Source organism: Streptomyces alboflavus (assembly GCF_000716675.1).
Classification (GTDB): Bacteria; Actinomycetota; Actinomycetes; order Streptomycetales; family Streptomycetaceae; genus Streptomyces; species Streptomyces alboflavus.
Genome location: NZ_JNXT01000021.1, coordinates 143,244 through 161,244 on the forward strand (window position 1 = coordinate 143,244; position 18,001 = coordinate 161,244).

Genomic DNA, 18,001 nt, shown 5'->3' on the forward strand with positions numbered 1-18,001 from the left:
ACGCGGATCACCCGAGTGGTCATCGGGTACCGCGCGCGGTGTACTTCTCCAGCTTCGGCACATCCTTCTCGGTGACGACGGCGGGGCCGGTCAGGACCGGTTTGCCGCCGCCGAGGACGTTCGCGTTGGTCCGGTACAGCCACAGCTCGTCGATCGCGAGGTAGCCCTGGAGGTAGGGCTGCTGGTCGACGGCGAAGCCGACCTCGCCCGCCTTGAGGCGCTTGACCACCTCGGCGTTCAGGTCGAAGGTGTCGATCTCGGCCTTGCTGTCGGCGTCCTCCTTGGCCTTCACGGAGTACGCCGCGATCGGCGCGCCGAGCGTGACGACGGCGTCGATGTCCTTGGCCGCCTGGAGTTTCGCGCTGATGGACGACTGCGATCCGGGCGCGTTGGTGCCGTCGACGTTCAGGTTCTCGACCGTGCCGTCGAAGGTCTTCTTCACGCCCGCGCAGCGCTGCTCCAGCGAGACGTTGCCCTGTTCGTGGATCACGCACAGGGCCTTCTTCCTGCCCCGCTTCGTCAGCTCGTCGCCGACCGCCTCGCCCGCCACCGACTCGTCCTGTCCGATGTGGCTCAGCGCGCCGAAGGGCGTGGAGAACTCGCCGCCCGAGTTGATCGTGACGACCGGGATGCCCGCCGCCTTCGCCTTGCCGAGCACGGTCTTCATCGCCTCCGGCTTGGCGAGCGTCACCACGATCCCGTCGACCTTCTTGTCGATCGCGGTCTGGACCAGCTCCGCCTGACCCTTGCCCTCCTTGTCGTTGGAGTACAGGAACTCGACGTTGTCCTTCTTGGCGGCCTCCTTGGCGCCGTTCTGGACGATGTCCCAGAAGGTGTCGCCCTCACCGGAGTGCGTCACCATCGCGATCTTCAGGCGCGGGGTGCCGGCCGCCTTCCCGCCGCCACCTCCGTCCCCGTCTTTCGCGTCGCCCTTGCCTCCGGAACTGCTGCACCCGGCCGCGAGCGCGACGACCGCGATGAGGGCTGCTGCCGTGCGGGCTGTGCGCATGGTCCACCTCTTCCCCCGGCCGCCTCGTGCGGCTGGTGGGAGTTTTAGCCGTGCGCCCCGCCAGCGTCAATGACTTTGTCAGAACATTCTTACGGCCGTACGAGGAGCTGGAACTCGAAGGAGTACCGCGAGGCCCGGTAGATGTGCGAGCCGAACTCGACCGCCCGTCCGGTGTCGTCGAAGGTCGTCCGGCGCATCGTGAGCAGCGGCGCGCCCTCCGGCTCGGCGAGCAGGTCGGCCTCCTCGGCCCCGGCGGCGCGGGCGCCGACGGACTGGCGGGCGCTGTGCAGCGTGATGCCCGCGGCCCGCATCAGGCGGTAGAGGCCGGTGGCCTCGAGGCGCTCGGTGTCGAGCGGCAGGAGCCCGGCGGGGATGTGGTTCCGGAGGTACGCCATCGGCTCGCCGTGGGCGAGGCGCAGGCGCTCCACCAGGTGGATCTCGCCGCCCTCGGCCACCCCGAGGGCGGCGGCGGCCTCGGCGTTCGCGGGCTCGACGACGTTGCGCAGGACCCGGGTCTCGGGCCGCTGCCCGGCCGCCTCCAGGTCGTCGTAGAGGCTGCTGAGCTCCAGCGGGCGCTTGACCTGGCTGTGCACGACCTGGGTGCCGACGCCCCGGCGGCGCACCAGGAGGCCCTTGTCGACGAGGGACTGGATGGCCTGGCGGACGGTGGGCCGGGACAGGCCGAGGCGGCCCGCGAGGTCGATCTCGTTGCCGAGGAGGCTGCCGGGCGTCAGGGCGCCGCGCTCGATCGCCGCCTCCAGCTGCTGTGACAGCTGGAAGTACAGCGGGACCGGGCTGCTGCGGTCGACGCCGAGGTGCAGGGCCACCGTGGGGTCCACGGCCGGTTTGGCGGCTTTGGCCGCGGCTGGATCGGTCACGGGGTGAGCGTAGTCCGGGGAGATGATGACGGGAAGTTCGGTAGTTCTGTTGTCAGGACAAACCATTGACAGGAGCGCGGGTGCCTGGCGAAGGTGTGCCCATGCGCATCGGACTGATCGGAACGGGACGTATCGGCACTTTCCACTCGGCGGCCCTGGTCGGCCATCCGGGGGTGGACTCACTCGTCGTGGCGGACGTGGACACCGCACGGGCGGCGGACCTCGCGGCCCGGGTGGGCGCGGAGGCGGCGCCCTCGGTGGACGCGCTCTTCGCGGCGGGGACGGCGGGCTCCGGGGTGGACGCCCTGGTCGTCACGGCGGCGACCTCGGCGCACGCGGAGCTGATCGGCAGGGCGGCGCGGGCCGGTCTGCCGGTGTTCTGCGAGAAGCCGATCGCCCTGGACCTGCCCGGCACCCTCGCCGCGCTCGCGGAGGTCGAGGCGGCGGGCACGGTGCTCCAGCTCGGCTTCCAGCGGCGCTTCGACGCCGGGTACGCGGCGGCCCGCGAGGCGGTGCGGGCCGGACGGCTCGGGCGGCTGCACACGGTGCGGGCCATGACGTCGGACCCGGCACCGCCGCCCGCCGCGTACCTGCCGCTCTCCGGCGGCCTCTACCGCGACTGCCTGGTGCACGACTTCGACATCCTGCGCTGGGTGACGGGCCGTGAGGTGGTGGAGGTGTACGCCGTCGGGTCCGACGCCGGACCCGCGATGTTCCGCGAGGCGGGCGACGTCGACACCGCCGCGGTGCTGCTCACCCTCGACGACGGCACCCTGGCCACGGCCACGGCGACGCGCTGCAACGGTGCGGGCTACGACGTCCGCATGGAACTCGCGGGCGAGGACGACCAGCTGGCGGTCGGCGTCAACGACCGCACCCCGCTGACCTCCGCCGAGCCGGACGGGCCGCCCGCCCCCGAGAAGCCCTGGCCGGGTTTCCTGGAGCGCTTCGCGCCCGCGTACGAGGCGGAGCTGGCCGCGTTCGTGGAGGTCGTGCGCGGTGAGCGGACGAACCCCTGCGACGGCCACGAGGCGCTGCACGCGCTGCGGATCGCGGAGGCGTGCGAGCGGTCGCGGGCCGAGCGGCGGCCGGTGCGGCTCGCGGAGATCGACGGGGGCTGAGGCCGCGGGCCCGGCGGCGCCCGACGGCGGGCCGGGCCCTCGGGGGCGGGCGCTCAGGCCGAGGTGGCGCGGACCGTGCCCTGGGCCAGCGCGCACAGCGACTCGGTGCCGTCGTCGGCCACGGCGAACAGGTCGCAGCGGACGACGGCCTGACGGCGGGTCGCCTCCGCCACCGTCGCGCGGGCCACCAGGCGGGCGCCGGTCGCGGGGCGTACGTACTGGATGGTGAAGCCGGACGTCAGGACCGCGGCGCCGAGCACGGTCCCGGCCGCGAACGTGATGCTGTTGTCGGCCGCGTACGCGAGGACGCCGCCGTGCACGAAGCCGTTCTGCTGGCGGAGTTCGTCGCGTACGGGGATCTCCAGCGTGGCCGCGCCGTCCCCGAACGCGGTGACCTCGGCGCGCACCAGGCGGCTGAAGGGCTGGGCGTCCAGGGTCTTGCGGGCCAGGGGGAGGTCGAGGGCGCCGACGGGGTCGGGGGCTCCGGTGGAGTCGGGGGCTCCGGTGGAGTCGGGGGCTCCGGTGGAGTCGGGGGCTCCGGTGGAGTCGAAGTCTCCTGCGGCGCCGTGCTCTTGGTCGTGTTCCGTCATGAGGGGACTTCTACCATCGGACGCCCAGGTGGCGCCTGCTCCGCATGAGCATTCCCGGCTTCCACTCCCCCGGTGTGCCGTCCAGGGCGAGGTCCGGGCAGCGCTCCAGGAGCGAGCGGAGAGCGACTTTCCCCTCGATGCGGGCGAGCGGGGCGCCCAGGCAGAAGTGGATGCCGTGGCCGAAGGCCATGTGGCCCCGCGGAGCGCGGTGGATGTCGAAGTCGTCGGGGGCGGGGAAGCGGTCCGGGTCGCGGTCGGCCCCGGCGAGGGAGACGATGACGGCCGAGCCCGCCGGGATCACCGTGCCACCGATCTCGAAGGGCTCGGCGGCGAAGCGGTGCGTCGCGTTCGCCACCGGTCCCTCGTGGCGCAGGGCCTCCTCGACGGCGCCGTCCAGGAGGCCCATGTCGGCGCGCAGCTCGGCCAGCTGACCGGGGTGGGTGAGCAGCGCGTGCACGGCGCCGGCGATGAGGCTGACCGTCGTCTCGTGGCCCGCGACGAGCAGCAGGAAAGCCATCGCGCGCAGTTCACCCGCCGAGAGCCGGTCGCCGTCCTCCGCCGTCGTGCGGATCAGGGCGCCGAGCAGGTCCTCGCCCGGGGCGGCCGCGCGCTTGGCCTCGATCAACGCGTCGAGGTAGGCGGCCATGTCCGCCAGGGCGGTGTTCCACACCTCCACGGTGGGCGGGGCGACGACGTCGTTCGACATCCTGCGGAACTCGGCGCGGTCGATGTCGGGAACGCCGAGGAGTTCGCAGATGACCGTCATGGGCAGGGGGAAGGCGAAGGCCTCGACGAGGTCGGCGCGGTCGCCCGCGGCGAGCATCTCGTCCAGGAGCCCTTCGGTGATCTCCTGGATCCGGGGGCGCAGGGCCTCGACGCGGCGGGCGGTGAACTCACGGGCGATGAGCTTGCGCAGCCGTGTGTGCTGGGGCGGGTCCGCCATCAGCAGGTTGGTGCCGAGCGCTTCCTCTTCGGGGAGCAGCACGCCCACGGTGGCCGCGGACTTGGCGAGGCGGGGGTCGGCGAGGGCCGCCCTCGCCTCTTCGTACCCGACGATCAGATAGAGGTCGTCGGCGTCGTCCGGAGGCGGGAAGCGGACGTGGTGGACCGGCCCGCGGGCGCGGAGGTCGGCGTAGACGCTGTAGGGGTCGGTGGTGAATCGGGCGCCGTACGCCGCGAGGTCGACGATGTCCGCCATGCGGGTCCCCTTCGGTTGCCGTACTCCCTCAACGCGCGGGCGGACCGGCCGGGTTCCCCCCTCCCACCCGGCCCGGGAACCGGCTCACTCCTCGTTGAGCAGCCCCGCGTCATGGACGAGCAGCGCGATCTGCACCCGGTTGTTGAGGTCGAGCTTGGTCAGGACGCGGGAGACGTGGGCCTTCACCGTGGCCACGCTCAGGTACAGCTCGGCGGCGATGTCCGCGTTGGACGCCCCCTTGCCCACGGCGACGGCGACCTCACGCTCCCGGTCGCCGAGCACATCGAGCCGGTCGAGGGCGCGCCGCCGCCGGTCGAGTTCGGGCCCGCCCCCGGCCACCTGCGAGATCAGCTGCTGCGTCACGCTGGGCGAGAGCACCGGCTCGCCCGCGGCCACCGCGCGTACCGCCGCCACGATCTCGGCGGGCGCGGTGTCCTTCAGGACGAACCCGGCGGCCCCGGCCCGCAGCGCCCGCAGCACCTGCTCGTCGGCGTGGAAGGTGGTGAGCACGACGACCTCGGGGGCGTCGGGCCGCTTGCGCAGGGCCTCGGTGGCGGCGAGCCCGTCCATCGTCGGCATCCGGATGTCCATCAGGACGACGTCGGGCCTCACCTCCGCGACGAGGGCCGCGACCTCGCTGCCGTCGCCCGCCTCCCCCACGATCTCGATGTCGTCGGCGCCGCCGAGCATGAAGGAAAGACCGGCGCGGACCAGCGGGTCGTCGTCGACGAGCAGCAGCCTGATCGGTGTCATGCGCCTACCGTAACCAGCCTCGCGGGCCCCCTCGGCACGCCCCGGCCCGCTCACGTCGGGAGCCTCAGGCGCAGCGGCCCGCAGCCGATGCGGTCGGCCTCGGCGGCGATGTAGCGCGGCATGAGCCTGCGGATGTCGGCGGCCCGGCCGCCGCCGTCCGAACGGATGAGGAAGGTGACGTCGCCGGTCTGGCAGGAGGCCTGGTACAGCGCCATGTCCTCGCGCAGGAAGCCGCGCCCCCGCACCTGGTCCTTGGTGTCTCCCTCGGCCGTGATCCGGCGGCCGCCCTCGAAGGAGAGCCCCTCGTAGAGCGCGGCGAGCCGGGAGTTCTCGACCGTCATCAGGCGCAGTTTCGGATGCCCGAACAGGACGTCCCGGTCGCAGGTCCGCACGGGTCCGCCGCCGCTGCTCACCATGGGGCGCTCGTAGCTGCTGCTCTCGCGCGAGCCGGGCAGCCTGAGCCCCTTGACGCCGCAGAACGCGTCCGGCTTCTCGTCGAGGAACCGCGCGGGGGCGGCGAGGCGGTCGGTGGGGTCGGGGAGGTCGCTGTCGCAGCCCTGGTCGGCCATGTAGTGGTTGACGAGCTTGACGACGGCGCGGGCGAGCCGGGCGCGTTCGTCGGGGTCGACGGCGTCGCGGTACGTCGTCCAGCCCGCCTCCATGTCGACGACGAGCGGGCCGTCCCGGTCGGGGGTGCGGCCCACGCAGCCCTCCGGTACGGCGAGCCACGCGCGCGTGTCCGACACCATGCCGAGCAGCCCGCCGCCCAGGGGCGTCATCCGCGCGGACAGGTACTCGTCGGCCCACACGTCGCGATCGCCGCCGAACCGGGTGTCGAGCCGGTGCAGCTGGGCGCGGACGCGGTGGCCGCGCGGCGACCGCAGCTCGCACCGCCCCGAAGGACCGTCCGACGCGATGCGGTCGTACCCGATGTCCATCTGGGAGTACTCGATGTCCCGCTTGCCGTGGAACAGGTCCGCCACGTCGTCCTCGTCGAGCGCGCCCCAGCAGGCCTGCTCCCGCTCGAACGGCCCCGCCTCGACCTGCCAGGCCACGAGCGTCCCGCCGAGCAGCGCCCCCGCGACCGCGGCGGCGACGGCCCGCCGACGGTGCCCTCGGCTGAGACGGCGCAGACTGCGCCAGTGCCACCAGGGCGGCGGGGCAGCGGCGATGGCGGCGGCGAGCACGCCGAGGGGCTTGTCCGCGGGGGCGGCGGGGGCGCCGTCGGTGGGCGCGCCGTCGGTGGGCGCGCCCACAGCGCCGTCGCCCTTCGCGGCGTTCACCGTGAGCGCGGCTCCCTCGGCGTCCGTGCCCTCGGCGTCCGTGTCCTCCGCGCCCTTGACGCCCTTGTTCATGGCCCTGTCCATGTCACTCATCGACGGCCCCCCTCCGCGTCGGTGGTCGGCGCGACCGGTGCGCAGCCGAGGCGCCGCGCCACCGCGTTGGTGAACGTGGCGAAGTAGTCGGACGTGGCCCCCGTGGGCGTGCCCAGCAGCAGGAACGCCGTGGGGCGCCCGGCGCACTCGGCGCGCACGAAGCGCCGGTCGGCGGCGAAGTCACCGGTGCCCCGCCAGCCCTTCGCGGGCGCCTCGGTCGTGGCCACGCCGTCCAGGAGGCGCGTGAGCCGGGGCTCACGCACCATCACGGCGTCGAACAGCGGCTGGTCGCTGCGCTCCCCCAGGCGCACGGAGCGGGCGATCCGCGCCGAGCAGGACTGGAGGTCCTCATTGACCGCGCCGACCTGGTACACCAGGCGCATCGCGGTCTCCTTGGTGAGGTCGGCGCGGACGTCGAGGCCGGGGATGCGGCAGACGGGGCCGCGGGAGAAGGTGTCCGCGCGCTCGGGCAGCTCGGGCAGCACCGAGGTGACGCGCAGCGGCTCGGCTCCGGCGCAACCGGCGGCCTTCATCCCCTTGTTGGCGGCGGCGACGAGGAGCTCGGCGACGTCCTGGGAGCCCCCGAGGTCGGGGACGTCGGGCACCCTGTCGTCGTCGGCCGCCTCCTCGTGGGCGTCGAGGGTGACGGCGGTCGGCCGCCCGTCGCGGGCGTCGCAGCGCTCGGGCAGGACGAGGATGCCGTGGTTGCCGTCCGCGGCGCCGGGCAGACCGCCCGGCAGGGGCATCGCGCGGTCGGCGAGATAGCCGCCGAGCCAGCTGACGCGTTGGCCCGCGGACTTGGGCGGCGGGCCGTACCGCACGCGGACGGTGGTGCGCTGCCGGTCCTTGTCGCCGTCGCTGAACGTGTGGCTGGACGCGACCGTGAGCCGGCACTCGCCGCGCGGCGAGCCGGGCGTCGGCGCGGTCCCCGTGGACGTACGGCTGCGGCCGTCGTCGCCTTCGAAGCCCTCGTCGCCGAGGACACCGGGCCCGCTGTCCTGCTCCCAGGCGCCCCAGCAGTACTGGTCCCGGCCGTCGAAGGGCCAGGTGTCCGTGGCCCAGGTGCCGAGGCCGCCCGCGAGCAGCGCGACGGCGAGGCCGGTGGCGACGGCGCCGCGCCGCGTCCGGACGAACCGCCGTACTCGCGCGAGCCGTTGGGCGTCCGCGCCGTGCGTCCGGTCCGCCCCGCTGTCCCCCGGTATGTCCCCCGGCGCACCGCCGGACGACCCCACTGGACTCTCCCCCGTCACGTTCTTCGCCCTCCGAACTCTCCGTGGTGTGGCGGCTGATCGTACAGAAGGTGTGCGGAAGCGAAGTCACCAGGTCGCCAGGTCCACGACAGCCTCGCCATCAGGCGGGCGACAGGGCCGCCGCCCCGGCGAAGGACCGGCCGTCAGGCCCAGGGCAGCCAGGCCTCCACCACGAAGCTCCCGCCGGGACCGCCGCCGTGGGTGAGCCGGCCGCCCGCGAGCGCGGCGCGTTCGGTGAGGCCGATGAGGCCCTGGCCGGAGCCGGGCACCTGCGGCACCTCGCCGGGGGGCGGCGGATTGCGCACGGACAGGGTGAGGCCCTCGCCGGGCGCGCCCGCGACGGCGACGGTGACCTCGGCGCCGGGCGCGTGCTTGCGGGCGTTGGTCAGGCCTTCCTGGGCGATGCGGTACGCGGTGCGGCCGACGGCGGCGGGCACGGTCTCCGGGTCGGGGACGCGCAGGTCGAGGACGACCTTCATGCCGGCTTCCCGGGACTCGGCGACGAGCGTGTCGAGGGCGGCGAGGGTGGGCTGCGGCCGCCCCGAAGCGTCCGCGTCGCCGCCGCGCAGGACGCCGATGACCTGCCGCAGGTCCTGCAGGGCCTCGTGCGCGCTCTCCCGGATGACCCCGGCCGCCCGCGCGACCTCCTCACGGGGCGCGTCGGGCCGGAACTCCAGGGCGCCCGCGTGCACGCTGAGCAGGGTGAGGCGGTGGGCGAGGACGTCGTGCATCTCGCGGGCGATGGCCTCGCGGGCGAGCTGCTGGGCCTTCTCGGCGCGCAGCGCGGCCTCGTTCTCGGCGCGCCGGGCACGGTCGCGCAGGGCGAGCAGGAGCTGGCGCCGGGAGCGGACGAACATGCCCCAGGCGACGGTGGTCGCGGCGAACAGCGAGGTGAGGACGATCGAGAGGACGTAGGGCAGGTCCGGGTCGGGCCGCCACCAGTAGAAGGGCACCATCAGCGCCACGGCGGCGCCGACGAGCCAGGCGGAGTACTTCCAGGGCCGGTGCACGGCGATCGTGAAGTAGGCGACGAGGGCCGCGCCGCCCGCGGTGTTGGACAGCAGGCTGACGGCGACCATCGCGACGGCGAACCCCACCGGCCAGCGCCTGCGCAGCCACACCCCGGCGCAGGCGAGCGCGCCGAGCAGATGGTCGAGCGCGGCCCAGCCGTCGGAGACGGTGGGGTTGTGCTGCACCTCGTCGCTGATGACCAGGCCGAGGAAGACGGCGATCAGGAAGCAGGCGAAGTCGACCATCCAGTCGCGCACGGTCCGCTTGTACCGCCCGGTCCTGCCGGTGGCCCGGTCCGGATCGAGCTCGGCGGCGACCGCCGAGGGCAGGAACCACTGCCTGCGGGCCACGGGCTCCGCCCCGGCCGCGACGTCTGGCGTGCCCGCGGGCTCCGTACGACTCTTCACCCGACAAATCTACGCACCGTACGGCGCCGCACCCGGCCCCCGAACGTGATCATCGACGAAAGTCGGAGCGTCCGAGACTTTGGGCGCACGGGCCGGGCGCCGGTGTGCGCCTTGGGACGGGCGAGGCCGCGCCCCGCGGCCGATGTGCGCGCGGGGCCGCGGGACGAGGCTGTTGTGCCATGAAACAGCTGCTGGAGTTTCTCGGTGTGATCCTGCTGATCCAGGGCGCGGTGGGCCTGTTGAACGAGCTCACCGGCTGGCTCGGCGGGTGGGGCGCGGTACAGCACCTGGCCTTCGTCGACGGCTACGAGCTGTACCTGAGCATCGCGATGATCGTCCTCGCGTGCGCGCTCTTCGCCGCGGCGGAGAGCCGCAGGTTCGGCTGAGCCCGGGCGCGCGCCCCGGCCCGGCCGGGCCCCGCCCCGAACGTGATCAGCAGCCGCGGTCGACGAGGTCGAACGAACGGTAGTGGTCGGCGGTGTAGTAGTCCTCCTGCTGGGACTCACCGGTGACGATGCGGCGCGCGCCCCGGTTCGGGGAGCCCGGCGTCTTGACGGTGTACTCGTGGTAGTAGCCGTTGTTCTGCTGGGGCAGGATGCCTTCCCTGTTCTGGAAGACGGTGCCGTCCTGCGGGTACGGGAACGGGCCGCCCCGCTCGATCAGTTCGAGCGTGTCGTGCGCCTGGGACGGCAGGTCGGAGTAGCAGATCTCGCCTACGGCGGCGGCCGAGAGCCCGGCGGGCGCGACGGCGGCGACCGTGCGGGGGGCCGCGGTGTCCGCGGTGGCGGTGACGGAGCCGCCGACGAGCAGGGCGGCGGCGAGGGCAGTGACACTGAGGATCCGTGGGGGGATTCGCATGCCCCCAGGATGACGCGCGTAGAGGTTGATGTGTCAACGTCAAGTGCATCGAATTTTCCGGAAGTTAACTTCCTCCCCGGAGCCCTCACAGTGCCGCCGCGCGTCAGTAACTGCCGTATTCCGGGCGGCCGTCGCGCTCGTAGCTGTTGATGGCGACACCCCTGGACGTCGTACGCGAGCCCGTGTGCCGGAACGCGGTGGGCAGGGCGCCGTCCGCGAAGAAGCGCTTGCCGGTACCGAGGACCACGGGGAACGTCAGCAGATGGAGCGTGTCGATCAGTTCGTGCTCCAGGAGGGACTGCGCGAGGCCCGCGCTGCCGTGCACTTGGAGCTCGCGGCCCGGCCGCTCCTTGAGCGCGGTGACGTCCTTGACCAGGTCCTCGCGGCCGATGATCTCGGTGCCCTGCCAGTCGGCGCCGGTCAGCGTGGTGCTCGCGACGTACTTCGGCAGGGAGTTCAGGCGGGAGGCGATGGGGTCGGCGGGGTCAGTCATCTTCGGCCAGTACGAGGCGAAGATGTCGTACGTCCCGCGCCCGAGTAGGAAGGCGTCCGCCCGGTCGAAGACCTCCGTGACGAACGCGATGAAGCCCTCGTCCCCGTAGGGGAACGACCAGCCGCCGTGCGTGAAGCCGCCGCTGGTGTCCTCCTCCGGGCCGCCCGGGCCCTGGATGACGCCGTCGAGGGTGAGGAACTGGGTGAGCGTGATCTTCATGGTGTGACCTCTCGGGACGGCCGCGGCGCCCGCGGCGTGGTCTTCCTTGTACTCACCTACTCAGACCGCCACCCGCCCCGAAAGTCATCGGCGCCCCCAGCATCCCCTCCCCCGCACCTCGCCCCCGGCATCCCCGTCCGTTTACCGCCAGCCGCCGCCCGTGCCCGCGGCTTTGATGGAACACGTCGAAGCGGTTGAAGCCGCAAGCACTTTTCCCGAACGCATTCCGCGAACGAATTCCGCGGACGAATTCCGAGAACGAAGAGGTACGGACATGTCTTCTCTGACCGGCAAGACGGCTCTGGTCACCGGCGGCAGCCGCGGCATCGGCGCGGCGACGGCCCTGCGGCTCGCCCAGGAGGGCGCCGACGTGGCCGTCACCTACGTCCAGGGCGAGGACGCCGCCCGCGAGGTCGTCGCCAAGATCGAGTCGATGGGGCGGCGCGGGTTCGCGATCCGCGCCGACGCGGCCGACGCCGGGGACGCCGCGGGCGCCGTGGAGCGGGCCGCCGACGACCTCGGCGGCCTGGACATCCTCGTCAACAACGCCGGCGCGGGGGTGCTCGGGCCCGTCGGGGACCTCGCCCTCGCCGATGTCGACCGGGTGCTCGCCGTGAACGTGCGCGGGGTGTTCCTCGCCTCCCAGGCGGCGGCCGGGCTGATGCGGCGTGGTGGGCGCATCGTGTCCATCGGCTCCTGCATCGTGCAGCACGTGCCCGGGGCCGGCGCCACGCTGTACGCCACCAGCAAGGCCGCGCTCGTCGGGCTCACCAAGGCGTTCGCCCGCGAGCTCGGTGAGCGCGGGATCACCGTGAACCTGGTCCATCCCGGGCCCATCGACACCGACATGAACCCCGCCGACGGGCCCTACGCCGAGGCGCAGGCCGCCGGGACGGCGCTCGGGCGCTATGGCTCCGCCGGGGAGGTGGCTTCCGCGGTGGCGTACTTGGCCGGGGGTGAGGCGGCGTATGTGACGGGGGCGGAGTTTTCGGTGGACGGGGGGCATGCGGCGTAGTCGGTGCCGGAGCCGGACGGGCTGAAGAGGGGCGGGCGGGTGGGATATCCAGCCCCTCCGGCGTTTGAGGAGTGGGGGTCTGGGGGCAGAGCCCCCAGCTTCGGGAAGGGGCGGGATCGGGGAAGGCCCCGTAGGGCTCCGCCTCAGCCTCCCCCAGCTCCCGGTACCGCGCCGTCAGCACCCCCGCACCAACCGCCGTAGGCGAGCCGTACAGCCGCAGCCGGGAAATCCCCCGCCCGGACGGGTCGGCGGCGAGGGGCCCGTGTCTCGGCCGGCCCTCCCCGCGCCGCCGAACCGGGTGTCGAGCTGGTGGACGCGGGCCGTGAGGCGGCGGCCGCGCGGGGACTTCGGGACGCACTCCCCGGAGGGCCCGTCGGCGCCGATGCGGTCCGAAGTCACCGGTGTCTCATCCGAAGTCACCGGTGTCTCAAAGGACTCGATGTCCCGCTTGCCGTCGAAGGGGTCCGCCACGTCGTCCTCGTCGAGCGCGCCACAGGCGGCCCCGGGTGAAGCTGCGCCAGTGCCACCAGGGGCGCCGCGGCTCAGGAGCGGCGGCCCCCGCGCACCGGCCCGTACGACCTGGTGGGCGTAGCCGAAGACGCCGGTGCCGTGCCAGCCGCGCGGGCGCCTCGTGGCCCGTCACGCCGTCGAGGAGCGCGCCGAGCCGTGGTCCGCGGACCATCAGGGCGTCGAGGTGACCTTGACGGTGGTGTGCCGGGTGCTCGTGCCGCCGTCGTAGGCCGTGTCCTTCGACTTCAGCGTGAGCGTGCACTGCCCGGTCGGCCGTTTCGGGGCCGGCGCGGTCCCCTCCGACGTACGGCTGCGGGCGTCGTCGCCCTCGAAGCCCGCGCCGCCCAGGGCGGCACCGCTCCGGGTGCGTGTCCGTCCTCGTGCTCCCGACGGCCGTTCCGTCATGTCCGCATCACTCTCTCCCGTGTGGCGGCCGACCGTGCCCAGCGTCACGGGGGTCCCGTCGAGGAGCCCCGGGGCTACGCGGTTCTGTCTCTAGCTCCTGGTGTCGCGGTTGAAGATCGAGCGGGACCACAGGTAGCCGAGCAGGCTCAGGCCGAGGCACCAGGCGACGGCGATCACGCCGTCGTTGCCGATCTCGGTGCCCATCAGGAGTCCGCGCAGCGTCTCGTTGATGGGGGTGAAGGGCTGGTACTCGGCGAACCAGCGCAGTCCGGCCGGCATGGAGTCGGTGGGGACGACGGCGCTGCTGAGGAAGGGGAGGAACGTCAGCGGCATGGGAGCGTTGCTCGCGGCCTCGACGGTCTGGGACCCCAGGCCGATCGCCGCCGAGATCCAGCTGAAGGCGATGGCGAGCAGGCTGATGACGCCGATGGCGGCGAGCCACTCGACGGGGGTGGCATCGGGCCGGAAGCCCACCGCCAGCGCGACGCCGATGACCAGGACCAGGCTGATCAGGGTCTGGATGACGTTGCCCCCCACATGGCCCGTCAGCACGGAGGCGCGGGAGATGGCCATGGTGCGGAAGCGGTTGATGATGCCCTTGGTCATGTCGGAGCACACGGACACGGCGGTCGCGATGGAACTGGTGGCCACCGCCATGAGGACGAAGCCCGGGGTGACGTAGTTGGTGTAGTCGTCACGGGCGCTCCCGCCGCTCGCTCCCGGCAGGTCGACGCCGTTGCCGAGCGCGCTGCCGAAGACGTACACGAACATCAGCAGCATCACGATCGGCATGGCGACGACGGAGACCGTCATCTGGGGATTGCGCTGCGCGTGCTTGAGGTTGCGGCGCAGCATCGCCTTCGAGTCACGCAACGCGAACGAGGAGGTACTCATCGCACGTTCTCCTTCTGCGCGTCGGCCTGGCCGGTCAGGGCGAGAAAGACGTCGTCGAGGTCGGGACTGTGCACGGTGAGCGTCTCCACCTGGACCCCGGCGTCGTCGAGGACGTCGAGGACGGCCCGCAGGGTCGGGATGCCGCCGTCGCTGGGGACCTGAAGGGTGAGCTCCTCGGTGTTGCGGCCCACGGAGCCGAGGAGCCCGGCCGCCGATTCCAGTCCGCTCTCGTCGGAGAACCGGAGGCTGATGTGGCCACCGGGGATGCGGTTCTTGAGATCCTCGGCGGTCCCCTCGGCGACCAGCTTGCCGTGGTCCAGGACCGCGATGCGGTCGGCGAGCTGGTCCGCCTCCTCCAGGTACTGCGTGGTGAGGAAGATGGTGACGCCGTCGGCGACCAGGTTGCGGATGAGCTCCCACATGGTACGGCGGCTGCGCGGGTCGAGGCCGGTGGTCGGCTCGTCGAGGAAGATGACGCTCGGCTCGGCGACCAGGGTCATCGCGAGGTCCAGCTTGCGCCGCATGCCGCCCGAGAAGGTGGAGACAAGTTTGTCGGCGTCGTCCGTGAGGTCGAAGCGGCGCAGGAGTCGGGCGGCGCGCTCCTTGCCCACACTCCGGTCGAGGTGGCTCAGCTCCGCCATCAGGAGGATGTTCTCCTCGGCGGTCAGTAACTCGTCCACCGCCGCGAACTGCCCGGTGACTCCGATGGCGGCACGGATCTCGTCCGGTTCCTGGTCCAGGTCGTGCCCGGCGACCCGCGCCTGGCCGCCGTCGGCGGAGATGAGCGTGGACAGGATCTGGACGGTGGTGGTCTTCCCGGCCCCGTTGGGACCGAGCAGCGCGAAGATCGTCCCCTCGGGGATGTGCAGGCTGACTCCTTCGAGTACGGACTTCTCTCCGTACGACTTGCGCAGTCCGTGAGCGGTGATCCCCCTGTCCGGGGTGATCGGTTCGGCGGTGGCTTTCATCAGGCCTCGTCCCTGTCGTTGATGTGGGGGGCCCGGATCTGTTCGGGCCATGAACCCTGCGCGCGGCGGATCGTGATGTCACCGATGCCGGTGGCGGCGTGCACCTCGACGGTCTCCGTGCTCTCGCCGGGCCCGTCGGCGGCGCCCAACGTGTTGTAGACCCTGCCGGACCGGGACTTGAGGTCCAGCCAGGTGGCGCTGCCCTCGCCGATGCCGATCTCGAGGTCACCGAACTTCCCCTGGAGGTCGACGGTGCCGCGGGTCACTTCCTCGATCCGCGTGCTGCCGTTGGCGGACTTCGAGAAGACGGAGGCGTGCGCGCGGCCGACGGAGACGTTCCCGTTGGCGACCTTCAGCCGCAGTTCGCCGGTGATCTCGTCGATCCAGGTGTTGCCGTTGGCGTTCTTGACCTCGGCGGCGCCGTCGACCTCCCGGACGCGCACCTCGCCGGAGCCCGTCGTGAACTCACAGGCGCCCGCTGCGCGGTCCACGGTGATGTTCCCGTGCTGGGTGCGCAGTTGGACCGCGCCCACCTGGTCGAGCCGGATGTCCCCGGCGCTGGTCCGGACGTCGCACGCCCCCATGGAGCCCTCACAGCTGAGGTCTCCCATCTCCAGGTGGCCGATCAGCCGCGAACCGTGCGGCAGGGCGACCGCCACGTCCACCGAACCCGGCAGGCCCATCTTCAGGGCCGACCCCTTCGGGGTCTTCACCAGCAGCTTGCCGGCGGCGTACTCGACCTGGGTCTGCTCTGCGGCCCGTACGTCGGCCTTGTTGTCGTCGCATGTCGGGCGGACCTCGACGATGGTGTCGGAGCGGTCGGCGGCCGTGATCCGGGCGCAGCCGTACTCGACGTGGATGGTGGCGGTGATGGGTTCTGGCGTGTCGAAGGCAGGCATCGCTGTCCCCTCCTTGCTGGTCTGGTGAGCGCCCCCGCTGGCCGGGCGCGTGGCGTACGCTGACGGCGCCGGCTAGCGCGCCCAGCCGGTGAAGGTCCTCGCGGTCTGGCCCCCGGGCGACGCCGGCTCGTCCTCGCGGTGCCCCTGGACGCCCTGCTCCAGGGCGGTCGAGATCGCCCGGCCGATCCAGACGTTGAGCGAGAATCCCGACCGCTCGGCGGCTTGCTCGGCCCGCAGTTTCAGGTGGCCCGGGAGGCGGACGTTGATACGCGCGCCGCTGCTGCCCTCCTCCCTGTTGGACCCGTTGGACCCGTTGGACCCGTTGGACCCGTTGGACCCGTGCGCCGCGATCGGCTGGGCCGGCGCGGCCGCCCCCGCCCCGGCACCGTCCCGGTGGTCCCGGTCCGGCCGCTCGCCGTAGAAGGGCGACGTGACGACGAACTCGGGGTCGTATCCCCGCAGTCGCACCTCGACCGAACCCGGCGCGAGGTCGAGGGTGACCTCGGCCATGGCATCCGACAGGGCCTTCAGCAGCGCGAGCTTGGCCGCCGGCTCCAGCAATGCGTTGAGGCGCTCGGCGAGTTCCTGAGCGTCCTCCCCGCCCGCGCCGGCGGCGACCGCGAGCTGGTGCCGGAGATCGGTGACATACGGCGTGAGGTCCATGGCATCCAGCATGGCACACGCTTGGTGCCAATGCGAGCCAACTGGTGCCACTTTTCATTTATGCTGGTCAGCGCGGTGAAATCTCGCTCACCTAGCTCACCTCGCTCATCTCGCTCATCTCGTCCATGAGGTCGAGGATTTCCGGCGTGATGAACTCGTCGACCGGACAGGCACCCGACAGCGTCGAGAAGTACCGGTCGGCGAGTTCTCTGCTCGTGGCGACCGCGCGCAGCAGCTCCAAGTGGTGCGCGGGCGGGTTCAGTTCGGCGGTCCGCAGAGTGCTCTTGTAGTCCGGCAGGAGCATCTCGGTCCGCCGGGCGGCGAACTCCTCCAGCGACCTCCGCAGCCGGTCCGGGTCCCGCAGGCCGTCCCCTATGCGGTCGGCGAGCAGCTGGGCCTGGAGGAAGGCGTCGGTGATGCCACGCGCCGTGATGGAGTCCTTGTGGTGGCCCGCGTCGCCGATGAGGGCCCAGCCGGGGCCTGCGGCCCTGCGGAAGAAGTTCAACTGGCTGCCGGTGCCGAAGAGCCGCTCCACCTGGCTGCCGTCGTCCATCTCCGCGCGCACCTCGGGTGCCGTCCGCGCCACGCACGCGAGCAGCGCCTTGAGACCGTCGCCCTTGATGTCCGCAAACCGCTCCTGCGGGAAGTACGCCGCGACCAGCGCCGCGCCGTCGTTCGTCGGCACCGTGCCCACCCAATTCCCGGGGGTCTGGTAGAGCCGGAACTCGGCGGGCAGGCCGGACCAGTAGCTGTAGTAGCAGCAGCTGAGGGTCCGCGCCTCGATCTCGTACGGAGCCCCGACCTTCGCCGCCACCGTGGAGCGCATGCCGTCGGCGCCGACGACCAGGCGGGCGCGCTCGACCACCTCGGCCCCGCCGCCCGCGTTCAGCCGTACGCCCACGACCCGGTCGCCGTCGAAGACGAGGTCGGTGACCGAGCAGTTCTCGCGGAACTCCACGCCCGCGTCGACCGCTGCCCGCGCCAGGATCGAGTCGAGCAGGAAGCGCCGCGGCGCGTAAGACGTCCGCCGGCCGCCGACCGGCCAGGACGTGCCCTCCACCCGCATCCCGCCGTGGGTGTAGCTGACCTTGTCCAGAGGCGGGCAGCCGGTGGCCACCACGTCCGCCAGGACGCCCCACTGGTCGAGGAGCGCGATGCCGGGCTGGTGGATGTACAGGGTCGACAGCGTGTCCTTGGGGAACGTGCCGCGCTCGACCATGAGCACCCGGTATCCGGCGCCCGCGAGCAGCATCGCGGCCGGTGACCCGGCGACCCGCGCCCCGGCCACAATCACGTCGTACATGAAAGGTCCCTCGTCCCTCAGGCTCCGCGCCGCGCGGCCATCTGCCGGCGCAGGCTCTTCGGGCGCAGATCGGTCCAGTGCTCCCCGACGTGGTCGAGGCACTTCTGGCGCTCGTCCGCGCCGAAGACGATCCGCCGGCCGTCGGGGACGTCGCCGAACGGGTTCGTGCTCATGCTCGGGC

At 72.6% G+C, this 18,001-nt stretch carries 20 protein-coding genes; 3 read left to right on the forward strand and 17 right to left on the reverse strand.

The genetic code is table 11. From position 1 onward, the window contains the following. Positions 1–19: 19 nt before the first annotated feature. Together OO63_RS17960 and OO63_RS17965 are read right to left on the reverse strand one after the other, a co-directional pair. A complete protein-coding gene (locus OO63_RS17960; RefSeq protein ID WP_030361874.1) occupies positions 20–1,009 on the reverse strand; it encodes a sugar ABC transporter substrate-binding protein in 990 nt (329 codons plus the stop codon). Positions 1,010–1,098: 89 nt separating this feature from the next. Beyond that, the gene (locus tag OO63_RS17965) at positions 1,099–1,848 is read right to left on the reverse strand and encodes a GntR family transcriptional regulator (RefSeq protein ID WP_078619207.1); all 750 of its coding nucleotides are present in this window, start codon (positions 1,846–1,848) and stop codon (positions 1,099–1,101) included. Positions 1,849–1,988: 140 nt separating this feature from the next. Between OO63_RS17965 and OO63_RS17970 the strand changes: the two genes are divergently transcribed. Next, on the forward strand, positions 1,989–3,008 hold the full coding sequence (locus OO63_RS17970; RefSeq protein ID WP_030361876.1) for a Gfo/Idh/MocA family protein: 1,020 nt from the start codon (positions 1,989–1,991) through the stop codon (positions 3,006–3,008). Between the two features lie 53 nt (positions 3,009–3,061). Here OO63_RS17970 and OO63_RS17975 read toward each other — a convergent pair whose 3' ends face one another. The 6 genes from OO63_RS17975 to OO63_RS18000 form a co-directional block, all read right to left on the reverse strand. After that, on the reverse strand, positions 3,062–3,457 hold the full coding sequence (locus OO63_RS17975) for a PaaI family thioesterase (protein ID WP_030361877.1): 396 nt from the start codon (positions 3,455–3,457) through the stop codon (positions 3,062–3,064). Positions 3,458–3,608: 151 nt separating this feature from the next. Continuing rightward, positions 3,609–4,796, reverse strand: coding sequence for a cytochrome P450 family protein (locus OO63_RS17980; RefSeq protein ID WP_030361878.1), 1,188 nt, complete (start codon positions 4,794–4,796; stop codon positions 3,609–3,611). Between the two features lie 84 nt (positions 4,797–4,880). Further along, on the reverse strand, positions 4,881–5,549 hold the full coding sequence (locus OO63_RS17985) for a response regulator (RefSeq protein ID WP_030361879.1): 669 nt from the start codon (positions 5,547–5,549) through the stop codon (positions 4,881–4,883). A gap of 50 nt (positions 5,550–5,599) precedes the next feature. Then, the gene (locus OO63_RS17990) at positions 5,600–6,925 is read right to left on the reverse strand and encodes a hypothetical protein (protein WP_234311366.1); all 1,326 of its coding nucleotides are present in this window, start codon (positions 6,923–6,925) and stop codon (positions 5,600–5,602) included. Continuing rightward, a complete protein-coding gene (locus OO63_RS17995) occupies positions 6,922–8,157 on the reverse strand; it encodes a hypothetical protein (protein WP_234311367.1) in 1,236 nt (411 codons plus the stop codon). The genes OO63_RS17990 and OO63_RS17995 overlap by 4 nt, the downstream gene beginning before the upstream one ends. 161 nt (positions 8,158–8,318) lie before the next feature. Beyond that, positions 8,319–9,593: a sensor histidine kinase gene (locus OO63_RS18000; protein WP_397622162.1), complete on the reverse strand. Its 1,275-nt coding sequence runs from the start codon at positions 9,591–9,593 to the stop codon at positions 8,319–8,321. Positions 9,594–9,772: 179 nt separating this feature from the next. Between OO63_RS18000 and OO63_RS18005 the strand changes: the two genes are divergently transcribed. Continuing rightward, the gene (locus tag OO63_RS18005) at positions 9,773–9,979 is read left to right on the forward strand and encodes a hypothetical protein (protein ID WP_030361883.1); all 207 of its coding nucleotides are present in this window, start codon (positions 9,773–9,775) and stop codon (positions 9,977–9,979) included. A gap of 46 nt (positions 9,980–10,025) precedes the next feature. Here the strand turns inward: OO63_RS18005 and OO63_RS18010 are convergent, their stop codons facing one another. Together OO63_RS18010 and OO63_RS18015 are read right to left on the reverse strand one after the other, a co-directional pair. After that, positions 10,026–10,451 carry a guanyl-specific ribonuclease gene (locus tag OO63_RS18010; protein ID WP_030361884.1) on the reverse strand — a complete coding sequence of 142 codons (426 nt, stop codon included), beginning with the start codon at positions 10,449–10,451 and terminating at the stop codon, positions 10,026–10,028. Positions 10,452–10,554: 103 nt separating this feature from the next. Further along, the gene (locus tag OO63_RS18015) at positions 10,555–11,163 is read right to left on the reverse strand and encodes a dihydrofolate reductase family protein (RefSeq protein ID WP_030361885.1); all 609 of its coding nucleotides are present in this window, start codon (positions 11,161–11,163) and stop codon (positions 10,555–10,557) included. 274 nt (positions 11,164–11,437) lie between these two features. Between OO63_RS18015 and OO63_RS18020 the strand changes: the two genes are divergently transcribed. Further along, positions 11,438–12,178, forward strand: coding sequence for an SDR family oxidoreductase (locus OO63_RS18020; RefSeq protein WP_030361886.1), 741 nt, complete (start codon positions 11,438–11,440; stop codon positions 12,176–12,178). A 681-nt stretch (positions 12,179–12,859) separates the two neighbouring features. On the opposite strand, the gene OO63_RS18030 is transcribed toward OO63_RS18020, so the two are convergent. The 7 genes from OO63_RS18030 to OO63_RS45440 form a co-directional block, all read right to left on the reverse strand. Next, entirely contained in the window at positions 12,860–13,093 is a 234-nt protein-coding gene (locus OO63_RS18030; RefSeq protein ID WP_030361888.1) for a hypothetical protein, read from the reverse strand. Positions 13,094–13,183: 90 nt separating this feature from the next. After that, complete coding sequence (locus OO63_RS18035) at positions 13,184–13,987, reverse strand: ABC transporter permease (protein ID WP_030361889.1); 804 nt, start codon at positions 13,985–13,987, stop codon at positions 13,184–13,186. Next, positions 13,984–14,955, reverse strand: a complete 972-nt coding sequence (locus OO63_RS18040; protein ID WP_051810962.1) for an ATP-binding cassette domain-containing protein — start codon at positions 14,953–14,955, stop codon at positions 13,984–13,986. Before OO63_RS18040 ends, OO63_RS18035 begins: the two co-directional genes overlap by 4 nt. Continuing rightward, a complete protein-coding gene (locus OO63_RS18045) occupies positions 14,955–15,854 on the reverse strand; it encodes a DUF4097 family beta strand repeat-containing protein (protein ID WP_051810963.1) in 900 nt (299 codons plus the stop codon). Before OO63_RS18045 ends, OO63_RS18040 begins: the two co-directional genes overlap by 1 nt. Positions 15,855–15,926: 72 nt before the next feature. Beyond that, positions 15,927–16,517: a toxin-antitoxin system HicB family antitoxin gene (locus OO63_RS44735; RefSeq protein ID WP_030361892.1), complete on the reverse strand. Its 591-nt coding sequence runs from the start codon at positions 16,515–16,517 to the stop codon at positions 15,927–15,929. A gap of 91 nt (positions 16,518–16,608) precedes the next feature. Beyond that, complete coding sequence (locus tag OO63_RS18055) at positions 16,609–17,820, reverse strand: NAD(P)/FAD-dependent oxidoreductase (protein ID WP_030361893.1); 1,212 nt, start codon at positions 17,818–17,820, stop codon at positions 16,609–16,611. Positions 17,821–17,837: 17 nt separating this feature from the next. Next, on the reverse strand, positions 17,838–17,993 hold the full coding sequence (locus OO63_RS45440; protein ID WP_157854013.1) for an MbtH family NRPS accessory protein: 156 nt from the start codon (positions 17,991–17,993) through the stop codon (positions 17,838–17,840). Positions 17,994–18,001: the final 8 nt, after the last annotated feature.

Coding starts and splice junctions, on each gene's coding strand:
- OO63_RS17960 (WP_030361874.1), bottom strand. CDS start 1,009: ATGCGCACAGCCCGCACGGCAGCAGCCCTCATCGCGGTCGTCGCGCTC.
- OO63_RS17970 (WP_030361876.1), top strand. CDS start 1,989: ATGCGCATCGGACTGATCGGAACGGGACGTATCGGCACTTTCCACTCG.
- OO63_RS17980 (WP_030361878.1), bottom strand. CDS start 4,796: ATGGCGGACATCGTCGACCTCGCGGCGTACGGCGCCCGATTCACCACC.
- OO63_RS17985 (WP_030361879.1), bottom strand. CDS start 5,549: ATGACACCGATCAGGCTGCTGCTCGTCGACGACGACCCGCTGGTCCGC.
- OO63_RS17990 (WP_234311366.1), bottom strand. CDS start 6,925: ATGAGTGACATGGACAGGGCCATGAACAAGGGCGTCAAGGGCGCGGAG.
- OO63_RS18005 (WP_030361883.1), top strand. CDS start 9,773: ATGAAACAGCTGCTGGAGTTTCTCGGTGTGATCCTGCTGATCCAGGGC.
- OO63_RS18010 (WP_030361884.1), bottom strand. CDS start 10,451: ATGCGAATCCCCCCACGGATCCTCAGTGTCACTGCCCTCGCCGCCGCC.
- OO63_RS18015 (WP_030361885.1), bottom strand. CDS start 11,163: ATGAAGATCACGCTCACCCAGTTCCTCACCCTCGACGGCGTCATCCAG.
- OO63_RS18020 (WP_030361886.1), top strand. CDS start 11,438: ATGTCTTCTCTGACCGGCAAGACGGCTCTGGTCACCGGCGGCAGCCGC.
- OO63_RS18030 (WP_030361888.1), bottom strand. CDS start 13,093: ATGACGGAACGGCCGTCGGGAGCACGAGGACGGACACGCACCCGGAGC.
- OO63_RS18035 (WP_030361889.1), bottom strand. CDS start 13,987: ATGAGTACCTCCTCGTTCGCGTTGCGTGACTCGAAGGCGATGCTGCGC.
- OO63_RS18040 (WP_051810962.1), bottom strand. CDS start 14,955: ATGAAAGCCACCGCCGAACCGATCACCCCGGACAGGGGGATCACCGCT.
- OO63_RS18045 (WP_051810963.1), bottom strand. CDS start 15,854: ATGCCTGCCTTCGACACGCCAGAACCCATCACCGCCACCATCCACGTC.
- OO63_RS44735 (WP_030361892.1), bottom strand. CDS start 16,517: ATGGACCTCACGCCGTATGTCACCGATCTCCGGCACCAGCTCGCGGTC.
- OO63_RS18055 (WP_030361893.1), bottom strand. CDS start 17,820: ATGTACGACGTGATTGTGGCCGGGGCGCGGGTCGCCGGGTCACCGGCC.
- OO63_RS45440 (WP_157854013.1), bottom strand. CDS start 17,993: ATGAGCACGAACCCGTTCGGCGACGTCCCCGACGGCCGGCGGATCGTC.